The sequence below is a fragment of the Chryseobacterium sp. WG23 genome (assembly GCF_024586575.1).
Classification (GTDB): domain Bacteria; phylum Bacteroidota; class Bacteroidia; order Flavobacteriales; family Weeksellaceae; genus Chryseobacterium.
Genome location: NZ_JALCZE010000008.1, coordinates 1 through 12185, shown reverse-complemented (window position 1 = coordinate 12185; position 12185 = coordinate 1). Strand labels below are relative to the sequence as shown.

General features: G+C 35.2%; 9 protein-coding genes. 4 read left to right on the top strand and 5 right to left on the bottom strand.

Annotated features, from left to right (window positions below; all coding sequences use genetic code 11):
* Window positions 1–21 precede the first annotated feature (21 nt).
* The 5 genes from MP477_RS13060 to MP477_RS13040 all read right to left on the bottom strand — a co-directional run bounded on the left by MP477_RS13060 (window position 22) and on the right by MP477_RS13040 (window position 6382).
* Window positions 22–2181, bottom strand: a complete 2160-nt coding sequence (locus MP477_RS13060) for a T9SS type A sorting domain-containing protein (protein WP_257190774.1) — start codon at window positions 2179–2181, stop codon at window positions 22–24.
* Between the two features lie 222 nt (window positions 2182–2403).
* A complete protein-coding gene (locus tag MP477_RS13055; RefSeq protein WP_257190773.1) occupies window positions 2404–3120 on the bottom strand; it encodes a hypothetical protein in 717 nt (238 codons plus the stop codon).
* A 178-nt stretch (window positions 3121–3298) separates the two neighbouring features.
* Complete coding sequence (locus MP477_RS13050) at window positions 3299–4966, bottom strand: ribonucleoside-diphosphate reductase subunit alpha (RefSeq protein WP_257190949.1); 1668 nt, start codon at window positions 4964–4966, stop codon at window positions 3299–3301.
* A gap of 47 nt (window positions 4967–5013) precedes the next feature.
* The gene (locus MP477_RS13045) at window positions 5014–5304 is read right to left on the bottom strand and encodes a hypothetical protein (RefSeq protein ID WP_230040456.1); all 291 of its coding nucleotides are present in this window, start codon (window positions 5302–5304) and stop codon (window positions 5014–5016) included.
* A gap of 103 nt (window positions 5305–5407) precedes the next feature.
* Window positions 5408–6382, bottom strand: a complete 975-nt coding sequence (locus MP477_RS13040; RefSeq protein ID WP_257190772.1) for a ribonucleotide-diphosphate reductase subunit beta — start codon at window positions 6380–6382, stop codon at window positions 5408–5410.
* Window positions 6383–6805: 423 nt separating this feature from the next.
* Between MP477_RS13040 and MP477_RS13035 the strand changes: the two genes are divergently transcribed.
* From MP477_RS13035 to MP477_RS13020, 4 genes are all read left to right on the top strand, one after another.
* Window positions 6806–7495, top strand: coding sequence for an ABC transporter ATP-binding protein (locus MP477_RS13035; RefSeq protein ID WP_230040452.1), 690 nt, complete (start codon window positions 6806–6808; stop codon window positions 7493–7495).
* A gap of 83 nt (window positions 7496–7578) precedes the next feature.
* Entirely contained in the window at window positions 7579–8808 is a 1230-nt protein-coding gene (locus MP477_RS13030; protein WP_230040450.1) for an ABC transporter permease, read from the top strand.
* An 81-nt stretch (window positions 8809–8889) separates the two neighbouring features.
* A complete protein-coding gene (locus MP477_RS13025; protein WP_230040448.1) occupies window positions 8890–10161 on the top strand; it encodes an ABC transporter permease in 1272 nt (423 codons plus the stop codon).
* Window positions 10162–10285: 124 nt separating this feature from the next.
* A complete protein-coding gene (locus MP477_RS13020; RefSeq protein WP_257190771.1) occupies window positions 10286–11491 on the top strand; it encodes an efflux RND transporter periplasmic adaptor subunit in 1206 nt (401 codons plus the stop codon).
* Window positions 11492–12185 lie beyond the last annotated feature (694 nt).

Below are 12185 nucleotides of genomic sequence, written 5' to 3'. Positions count from 1 at the left end.
GAATATGTGTTTTGAAGAAGATTATCTTTTTATAATCTTCTCCGTTACTTGCCCTTTATCAGTAGTTATTTTCATGATATAAACAGAGCTAGGATAGCTTGAAAGATCAATTTTTATAAGTTTCTGATTAAAATCCTGGTTGAAGATAATCCTTGACTGAGTATCAATTATTTTTATATTTTTTATAACAGAGTCAGAATTAACCTGCAGGATATCTTTTACAGGATTTGGGAAAACTTTGAAAGATTTTATATTAGTTTTTACATTTCTGTTTTGAAGAAAGCTTCCACAGTTTGCTGTAAACGTAATATCAGGATACATTGACTGCAGATCGCTTAATTGGGCATCGTCGACACACATCTGGAGATTAATGTTATAGCCATTGTAATCATGAAATTCCTCTATAGATCCATTTCTTATATTAACATAAGTGAGGTTTGGCATATTCCAAAGTGAAAGTCCTTCGAAATTTGTTGCAGTAGAAAAATTCAGTTGTGTTATTTGAGGGCTATTGCTGATAAATGCAGTTTTTAGCTTAATATTATTTAAAGTATTCACTTGTGAAATTAAAGCTAATGACTGTAAAGTAATGGATTCCAAGTTAAAATTGTTAGAAATATCAATAGAAGATAGTAAGTTGTCTTCTTTAAGCTCTAATGTTTTTAAAGCAGAGCATTGTGATGTATTGAAGGTATTTATTTGTGTATTGTGAATAGTAATTTCTTTAATACCAGTACACTGTAATAAATTAATTGAATTTAATTCAGGAAAAACACCATCTCTTTCTATTACGTAATAACCGATCGCTATTTTTTGTATAGCAGTACAGTTCTGTATATCCAATTCTTTTAAATGACTGTTGCCATTAAAAATGAAATTGGCTAATGAGGTACAATTTTTAGCAGTAATTTTTTGTAGATCATCGTTACCTTGAGTATTTACTGTCTCGGTTCTGCCGGTTTTTAAAGTGGTAAGATTTGCAAGATTACTAACATTCACGGTATTCATATAGCCACATGAGTTGGTGATGTCAATATTTTCCAAAGCTTGTGCAGCACTGAAGTTGACATTATTGGATATTTTCTGATTAAAAGCCTTTAGTATTTTAAGTTTTGGAAGACCTGCAAGGTTCAATGCATTTACATTCCCAAAATAAATACCAGATGTAGTATTGTATCCGTATCTGTTGTAGAAAGAGCAATCTAATTCTTCCAGATTAACAAGCCCTGCTGTACTAAAATTAATAGTGGGAGCATTCAGTCCTTTTATTTTTTTTAACGAAGTACTGCCATTCAGGTTTACTGCAGAAAAATAGGCTCCGGTTGAAGAATAATGATCGGTGTCTGCTATGATTTCCTGCAAATTAGTACAGTTGTTGGCAATCAGTTCGATATCCTGACTGTTACCGGAGGAAAATGTTCCGTTATCACCCAATACAGATATCTTTGTTAGAGTATTTAGATTAGGAACCGAAATTTTTGATAAAAACTTACACGAATTAAAAGTTAAGCTGGTAATACTTGAGTTCTGAATATGAAGTTCCATAAGCTCGGCAGAATCAATAATCGCATTGCTGTTGATCTGTTGACAGTTTTTTAGGGTTAAACTGTTTTCAGGAGAATACCACGGATTACCTGTAGCCTGGTAGGCAATGACATCTGTAATATTGTTGATGCCCGGGCAGCTGTCGAATGAAAGATTAATGGGAGCAGCTGTATATTGTCCGGATTGGGAGAGGTCATAGTAGAAAGGTCTTCCCTGTACTTTTTTTATTTTGGTGTTATTGATAAAGCTGATATCGGCGGTTTTGGTATTCCAAAAGTAAAGTTCTTCAAGATTGGAGAAAAGTAAGGCATCTGAAATACCGTCAGGAAGATGGCTGTTGTAATAGGCAGAGTTTATATTGTTAGGATCATATCGGTCTCCGGCAGGATCAATATACATCTGCTCAGCATCTACTTTTATATCCAGGATTTTTACCCGCTGGGCTTCCGAAAGCTGAATTTCCCCATCTCCATTTTGGTCTACTGCGATAGCGTTTCCATTGAAATCTTTTGCTATCTGATTGGTAGAATTAGCACTTAGAAGAAGGGCTTTGAATTTTACATCAGAAAAGTTGAGTGTCTGAGTGTAAGCCACAGAAAAACAGCTTACTAATAAAGTAAATAATATTTTTTTCATAATTGAGTTTTTAATGGTATTAGATTTTATGACTATCCATTCATGTGGCTGCTAAAATAGCCCTTTTTCAATAGATTGATTATTAGTATTTTTTAATGTGTTTTTATTATTTATATGCTAAATTTGATTTTTTAGATGTGATTTTATTAACAATTTTAATAAATTTAAAAAATAAATATGATATTATTCTTTTGTATAGAAAAATATCTATGCCTGTCGGATCTATTTAAAATTCATCCAGTTTCCGGAATGAAGATTCCCTAAAAGCTTTTTCTCATAAGTTGAATTGCAGATAAAAAGTGTAGATTCTGAAAGTCTGCTCTTTTCTATTTCTTCAATTTCTTTTTTGTCAGCTTCACTTACGATATGGTGAGGATTGGAAAAATCTAAACGGCTATTGGTTGATAATTTAATGATTCTGTCTTTATCTCTCCAGGTAAAAACCTGACTATGGGTATATCCGGATGAGTCTTCTGTTAGTTCGGGATCCTGATATTCTTTTTTCAGGGCAGCAATGAATTTAAGGATGTCATCTTTGGAAGCCTGCGTAACGGCATTGATGAGCATGAGATTTCCTTTATCATCAACAAGTGATTCTAGTCTTGAAAAATGGATGTTGTCAAATTGGGCAACAACATCTTCAGGAGAATACCCCACTACGCGATATTGTATCGCAAAAATTTTATTCCGGTCCCCATTCCATGTGTTGTCATATTCGGTAATGGTATCTTTTTCAACATATTGTTTTCCGCTTAAAAGCTTAATATTTTCTCTCTTCATGGAGTTCTTATAAAAACGCTCAGCATTTAATCCCAGGTCAATCTTTTTTAAGTTCAGAATATCCTTATCATATTCCTGGCCTTGGCAGGAAATACAATATATACACAAAAGGATTAAAACATAATTTTTTATAGCATTGAGGTATACATTATTTTTCATGGTTTTTTTTATAGCAATATCCAATATTTTTTTAGAATCCCTACGCTTTTTTTCTGTTGAAATTAATCATCGTGACTTATGCAATATAAAAATCACTTATAAATACTGTGATGCCAGAAAATATAAAAGCACGCCCTTTGGCGTGCTTTCGTTGATATGACGTGTTTATTATTTGGATTTATGCTTCACAAGCAGAGCACGTTACGAAATTAACCATCATTTCTTTTGAAACAGAAGAACTTCTTTGGTAGTAAAGTGTTTTCACTCCTTTCTTCCATGCTTCTATATACAGATAGTTAACGTCTTTTACAGGCATTGTGGAAGGAATCTGAAGATTCAATGATTGTGCCTGGTCGATATATTGTTGTCTCTGTGCAGCCTGAGAAATAATTTCCATAGGAGAAATTTCCTTGAATGTTTTGAATACAGCTTTTTCTTCGTCAGTTAATTCAGATAAATGCTGTACAGAACCATGGTTCAGCATGATTGTTCTCCAGGTTTCTTCATTGTCCAGTCCTTTTTCTTCCAATAATTTAGCAAGATATTTGTTCTTACGCATAAAGTTTCCTTTAGCCAGACCTGCTTTATAATAGTTAGAAGCAAAAGGCTCAATTCCCGGAGATGTTTGTCCTAAGATGGCCGAACTTGAAGTGGTAGGAGCAATGGCCATTGTAGTGGTATTTCTCAGTCCGTATCCTTTCAATAATTCCGGTTCACCATAAATATTGGCCAGTTCTCTTGAAGCCTGCTCAGCCTGTTCTTTGATATGTTTGAAAGCTCTTGCATTGAATTGAGTGGCCTCAAAACTTTCAAACGGAATCATGTTTTTCTGTAAATAAGAGTGGTATCCTAATACCCCTAATCCAAGTGCTCTATGACGCAATGCGAAGTTTCTTGCTCCCTGCAGGTAATAATTTCCTTCAGTTTTTTCGATGAATTCTGATAAAACAGCATCAAGGAAATAGACAGCCAGCTTTACAGCATCAGTATCTTTCCATTCATCATACAGCTCCAGATTCATTGATGATAAACAGCAGATGAATGATTCTTCTCTTGTAGATGGAAGCATAATTTCCGAACAAAGATTACTTGCATTAACGGTCATTCCCTGATCTTTGTAAACCTGAGGTTTGTTTCTGTTTACGTTATCTGTAAAGAAAATATAAGGAAGACCTTTCTGCTGGCGGCTTTCTAATACTCTTGCCCAAACTTTACGTTTTTCCATATCACCGTCAATCATATCCTGCATCCAGTAGTCAGGTACACAAACTCCGGTAAATAAATTCTGAATAGGGCTTCCGATATCTTTAATGGATAAAAATTCTTCAATATCTCCATGGTCGATGTCCAGATAAGCTGCAAAAGCACCTCTTCTTACGCCTCCCTGAGAAACAACATCCATTGCGGTATCAAACAATTTCATGAAAGAAACGGCTCCTGAAGACTTTCCATTATCTGTTACTGCAGTACCTCTGTTACGAAGTTCTCCAAAATATCCGGAAGTTCCACCTCCAATTTTTGTCTGCATAATGACCTCACCCATTTTGTGAGTAATCCCTTCAATACTATCCGGGATATGAACATTGAAACATGAGATAGGAAGACCTCTCTGTGTTCCCATATTAGCCCATACCGGGGAAGAGAAGCTGATCCATCCTTTGGTGATCATTTCCTTAAAAGCAGGCTGTAGTTCCGGCTTATATAATTTTTTTGCAGCAGCAGTGGTGATTCTGTCGATGGCTCCATCTACTGTTTCTCCTTTCAACAGATATCCTCTGTTCAGCATTTGCTCAGACTCTTCATTGAGCCACCATATATTTGAATTTTGTTCTTCCATAGATGTTATATTTTCGAATTCCGAAGTGTGGTAATCACTCCGGAATTTTGTTGTATTTATATTATTGATTGTAAAATTTCTACTTTGTGGGAACCATTCAGCCCGCTCTCATCTCTTAATTTCTGAAACTCTTTAAAAGAAGGTATATTCAAAACTTCATGCTGTACTTCCTCATTGATGTAGTTTGAATAATGTAAAAAAGTAACACCGTCTTCTTTTACAAATACCTTATATTCAAAGGTTGACTGATCCAGATTTTTAAAATCATTCAAAAACTTTTGAATATTAGCTTTATTTGTAGGAACAAATTCAGATTTTACCGTGTAACTTACTATTACGTTAATCATCTTTTATATTTGTGCTTGTTGAATTAATTGGCTGTAATTGAAATAAATAATTTATTCTAATAGGATCTGCTTTGGCGCTCGCTTCGCTCGCGCTTTATATCATTTAAAACAAATCGTTTGCTGTAATACTCTTATCGTGTTTTGTATAATCTACAGGCCTCTTGGCAAAGAAATCATCCATAGAGTTAGCAAAAACCTCTTCTTCAAACCATTTCATAGGGCGGTATTGCTCTGGAGAAATATTATAACGGGTTTCCATATTGATTTTCTTTAAACTGTCATCAACACGATATTTCATAAAGTTCAGAAGGTCTTCTCTTGAGAAAACTGTCAGCTCTCCTAATTCAAAGATCCAGTCCAGGATTTCACCTTCCAGTTCTATGGATTGGTCTACCAGGGTGTAGATGTCTTCAATGTCAGAATCAGTCAATAGATTAGGTTGTTCCTCACGGATCTTATTGATCAGATAAATTCCTGCATTGGCATGAATCTGCTCATCTACTGAAGTCCAGGCAATGATATTAGATACATTTTTCATGTACCCTTTGAACCTTGTGAAAGAAAGGATGATGGCAAACTGAGAAAAAAGGGATACATTTTCAATTAAAATACTGAATAATAAAAGAGAAGAAACATATTCTTTTGGTGTTGTAGAATTGGCATGCTTAAGAACATTTGATAAGAAATCAATTCTCTTTTTCACGGCAGGAATTTCTATTACCGTTGAAAATTCTTCATTATATCCTAACACCTCCAATAAACGGGAATATGCTTCGGAATGGCGAAATTCGCATTCTGCAAAAGTAGCTCCCAAACCATTCAGTTCCGGTTTTGGCATGTGGTTGTATAGGTTTCCCCAGAATGTCTTTACAGACACCTCGATCTGTGCAATGGCTAAAAGCGCATTTTTTACAGCATGCTTTTCATTGGGTTCCAACTGCGAATGAAAATCCTGAACATCTGCAGTAAAATCCACTTCCGAATGTACCCAGAACGATTTGTTGATAGCTTCTACAAATTGAAGAACCTCAGGGTATTCAAATGGCTTATAACTTACTCTTTTATCAAAAATTCCCATATTAAATATCTTTATAATTAAATAATTCAGATGTATGTGGATAACGTTCAGAAAACATTTAACTTTTTGTTTATGTGTTGTTTGTGAATTAAACTTATTCACAAACTATGTTTGTGTTTCTGATCAGAATCTAACTACAAAGTTCGAAAAAAAGAACTGATTTTGAAAGGGGTAAATACTAATTGACTGACTTTTAGCTGTAAAAGTTTTCCACATTTACATGAAACCAGCACGGATAATAGGCTAAGCAGCAATATTGAGGATAAATGGATGGAAAACTAAAGTTACGATTAAACAATTTGTTGTAAAGTGCTTTTAATAAAGGTGTATTTTGTTAAACAAAAAAATATTTGAATAAATTTTTATTCTTGTAACAATTTGAAATTATCATCTACTTATTGGATATAAAACATACATCACTTAATGTTAGTAATTCAGGATTTACATAAGTCATACGATACAGGAAAAAGCAAGCTTCATGTCCTTAAAGGGATCAATCTGAATATTTCAGAAGGTGAGTTTGTATCTATTATGGGAAGTTCCGGTTCCGGAAAATCTACACTTCTTAATATTATTGGTATTCTGGATGAAAAGGATTCAGGAATATATGATCTTGATGGAGTACCCATTGAGCATTTATCTGAAATAAAAGCGGCCGAATACAGAAGTAAATTCTTGGGTTTTGTTTTCCAGTCCTTCAATTTGATCAGTTATAAGACTGCTTTGGAGAATGTAGCTCTTCCTTTGTATTATCAGAATGTACCCAGAAAAGAGCGTAATCAGAAAGCAATGGAGTATTTGGAGAAAGTAGGGTTGGCGCAGTGGGCCAATCACCTTCCCAATGAACTTTCAGGAGGACAGAAACAGAGAGTTGCTATTGCCAGAGCCCTTATTACAAATCCCAAAGTAGTATTGGCGGATGAACCTACGGGAGCATTGGATTCAAAGACTACTCATGATATTATGAAGCTTCTTCAGGATATTAACAATGAAGGAAAGACAATCATTGTGGTGACCCATGAACCTGATGTGGCTGCCCAAACGAAACGAAACGTAATACTGAAGGATGGTATTATTGAAAGTGATGAATTTATTAAGCAGCTTGTACTGTAGATAAGTTAATTTGAGAATTTGAAAATGAGATAATTTGAAAGTTTAAAAATCATAAATTTTCAATCTTTTAATACTAATAAAAAATGTTTGATCTAGATCGTTGGCAGGAAATATTCAGTTCTATCCGCAGTAACGTACTTCGGACGGTACTTTCCGGATTTACTGTGGCCTTGGGGTTATTTATTTTCATTGTATTGTTTGGAATCGGGAAAGGACTTCAAAACGCTTTCTCTGAAGGGTTTGCAGGAGATGCCAAAAACCTGATTACGATTTATACAGGAAAAACCACTTTAGCCTATAAGGGATTACAGTCGGACAGGAACGTTACCATGAATAATGACGACTATGATTTTCTAATCAATACAGATAAGGAAAAAGTAGGTGCTTCCACAGCCAGATATGCAGCCAATTTAATGGTAAAATATGGGAAGGAAAGCGGACTTTATCAGATACATGGGGCAGAACCCGGAGAACAGATTATTGAAAACAGAAAGATTATCGATGGTCGCTATATTAATTCCTTTGACCTTCAAAGAAAACAGAATGTAGCAGTCATTGGAAGAATGGTTCAAAGAGATTTAATTAAAAATGGAAGCTCAGTAGGAAAAGAGCTGGATATTAATGGAACCATGTTTAAAGTAGTGGGTGTTTTTTCCGATGATGGAGGAGACCGGGATGAAAGACACATCACTGTGCCAATAACAACCCTGCAACAAATGAAAAAAGGTTCTGATACTGTAAATACAGCCTTTATTACCTATAGTGATAAGCTCACTCCCGAGCAGGCTATTAAATATGGAGATGAACTGAAAGATAAATTAAAATCGAGAAAAAATGTCTCTCCTGATGATGAAAACGGAGTCCGTATCTGGAATAATGCCAAGAATATGAATGATACATTCACATTTATGGCGGTTCTTACGGCTATTGTAGGATTTATCGGGATGGGAACCTTACTGGCGGGAATTATCGGGATCAGTAATATCATGGTGTACATCGTAAAAGAGAGAACTAAAGAAATAGGCGTGCGGAAAGCCATTGGTGCCAAGCCTGGAGGTATTGTCGGGTTGATTGTACAGGAAAGCGTTGTTATTACAGTGGTTTCAGGTTTTGTAGGAGTGGCAGTAGGTGTTTTGACGTTAAACCTGCTTGGAGACAGCCTTGAAGAGTTCTTTATCAAAAGTCCGAGTGTAGGATGGGGAACGATAGTAATGGCATTTGTAGCATTGGTCTTTTCCGGATTGATTGCCGGATTTGTTCCTGCATACAGAGCTTCAAGGATTAAACCGATAGAAGCATTAAGAACAGAATAACAGCAATTTGAAATAGGGTAATGATGAACGGTTGTACCTTTTACCCTTTTACAAATAGTAATAATTTATAACTAAGAAGAAGTGAATATCATATTTAAAAAAGACACTTGGCAGGAGATCTATTATTCATTGAGGAATAATAAGCTTCGGACATTTCTTACCATGATTGGAGTAGGATGGGGGATGTTTTTGTATGTAAGTCTTCTTGGAGCAGCCAAAGGAATGGAGAATGGTTTTGATAAATTATTTTCAGGGTTTGCTACCAACTCTATTTTTCTGTGGGCGCAGAAAACGTCTATTCCTTATGAGGGATTTCCTAAGGGAAGAGAGGTACATCTCAATTTATCCGATATGGATATGCTGAAAAGAAAACTCACAGAGATTGATTATATATCACCTCAGAATTCCCGAGGGAGCTTTACCGGAACGCCCGGAGAGTCGATGTCGAGAAATGGTAAAAGCAGTACGTACTCTCTTACCGGAGATTATTCTGTAGGGAATAAAATTTCAGAGAAGAAGCTTATTTTCGGAAGATATATCAATGATGCAGACGTTTCAGGAAATAAAAATGTAGTGGTTATCGGAGAAGAAATCTATAAAAATTTTTTTGAGGCTAAGAAGAAAGAAAACCCGATTGGAAAATCCATTAATATAAAAGGAATATTCTTTAATGTAATAGGTGTTTTCAGAGTGAAAAAAGGAGGAGGTTTTGAAAATGATCAAACGGCTTTTATTCCACTTTCTACTTATACCAAAATGTATAATGCCGGAGAACAGATTGATATGTTCGCTATTGTCAGTAAGCCCAATGCAAACGTAAATGACGTGGAGGAACATGCAAAGCAGGTTTTAAAATCCAAGAATAAAGTTTCTCCTGAAGATACCAATGCTTTTGGAAGTTTCAACTTAGGAAAGGAATTTAAAAAACTAACAGGCTTTCTTACAGGAATGCAGCTTTTAACAATTATCGTGGGAACATTGACGATTCTTGCCGGGGTAATTGCCATTTCAAATATCCTGCTGATCACGGTAAAAGAAAGAACAAAAGAGATAGGGATCAGAAGAGCGTTAGGAGCAAAGCCCGCTGAAGTAAGGAATCAGATTTTGCTGGAAAGTGTTGTGATTACACTCTCGTCCGGGCTTCTAGGTTTTATGTTTGGGATCTTTGTGCTGATGATTTTAAATGCGGTTACACAAGGACAGGATTCTTTTCCTTTCTATAACCCAACGGTAAATTACGGAAATGTATTTGCAGCCATGGCAGTCATGGTAATTTTAGGATTGATTATCGGAATGATACCGGCACAGAGAGCGGTAAAGATAAGACCAATTGAAGCATTACGATCAGAATAATAAAATAATTAGAAAAATAAATAATTTGAAGATTTGAAATTGCAGTAATCCGACCATAAGCATACAGGATCCATCTTTTAATTTCTAAATCATTCAATTTTAAAGTAAAAAATAAACTATACATATGAAAAAGAAATTCACTTGGAAAAAAGCCATTTATATTGTGTTAGGGCTTTTATTTGCAGTGGCATTGTTCTCTGGGATTGGCTATCTTGTAAAATCAAACTCTAAAGAGAGTGAGGCCTTTCTGACCCGTAAACCTTCTGTCCAGAATATGGATGATAAAGTGATGGCTACCGGAAAAATTACTCCAAAAGAAGAAGTTGAAATTAAGCCCAATATTGCCGGGATTATCGATAAAATTTTAGTGAAAGAAGGAGATAAAGTAGAAGCAGGGCAGTTAATTGCTACCGTGAGAATTGTTCCTAGTATTTCTGAAGTGAATGCAGCACAGCAGGAAGTTCAGAATGCACAGCTTCAGATCGGTAACTCTCAGCTGAATGTAAGTAATATGCAGAAGCAATTTGATATGCAGGAGAAACTGTATAAACAAGGAGTCGCTTCCAAGCAGGAATATCTTAATTCCCAGCAGCAGTTGTTTTCTCAGCAGCAGTCTCTTAAAAATGCTCAACAACAGCTTAATACCGCTCAAAAAAGACTGCAGATTGCCAAAACGGGTGCTACCCCTGAACTTCAGGGACAAGGATTGGCTACGACGCAGATCCGTTCCAAAACTTCAGGAACTGTTCTTGAGGTTCCTGTAAAAGTAGGAAGCCAGGTAATTGAAGCCAATAACTTTAATGCAGGAACAACTATCTGTTCTGTAGCAGATTTGAACTCTCTGATCTTTAAAGGGGAAATTGACGAAGCTCAGGCAGGAAAACTAAAAGAAGGAATGGATATGAATATCGTAATCGGTGCATTACAGAATAAAACATTTCCAGGAAAGCTGACCATGATTGCTCCCAAAGGAAAAGATAATGCAGGAACTATTAAATTTCCGGTAGAAGGAGATGTAACAAATCCTAATAATGAATACATCAGAGCCGGTTTCTCTGCTAACGGAGAAATTGTATTAAGCTCTCAGAAAAACGCTTTGCTATTGGACGAATCTTTAGTTCAGTATGAAAAGAAACAAGGGAAAGATGTTCCTTTTGTAGAAGTAAAGCAAAAAGACGGAAAGTTTAAAAAGACCTACTTAAAACTTGGAGCAAGTGACGGAATTAACGTTCAGGTTCTTCCTGGATCCAATATTACAAAAGATTCAGAAGTGAAAGTTTGGAATCCATCAGACAAGGATAAAGAAGAATTAAAATCAAAACAAAAATAATAAACTGACACTATACATTTAGCTGTTAAATCCCGGAGACTTCTTCGGGATTTTTTCATTCCCTCTGGTATAAGCAGTTGATGTAATAAAATGGATCAGGTTATAAACTTTGGGACTAAGCAAATTGGGTTAAATCTAAAACTTCTTGTTTGGATGACATTCAAAAATCTATGTATAAAATATGTAATTTTTATATTTGACTTGAAAATAGGATGGAAATAACCTTTTATTTCACGCAAAGGAATAATCATTCGGATGCTCTATTTTTAAGAAAAGCAAAGAAAGGCGGCTTTGTCGCTGAATAAGCGATATAAAAAGTTAGCTTCATCAAAATCGATTTCTAATCGATTCATTCTTGGCTCACTTAAAATCAAGCATAATAAAAATAGAACTTTGCGTCAAAGAGAAGCTGCATTGATGTACGTTTATGCTCCCCCCCAACTTTTGCACCTGATCCAATAAAAGCAATATTTAGATTGGAGGAGTAAAGAAAGAATATTAATATATTTGAATTTAATGTAAAAAAAAAATATTAACGCAACATTATTGCATTAGTTTTTTTTATTTTAACTTTGCATAAGCAATAAGCAATAAGCAATAAGCAATAAGCAATAAGCAATAAGCAATAAGCAATAAGCAATAAGCAATAAGCAATAAGCAATAAGCAATAAGCAATAAGCAATAAGCAATAAGC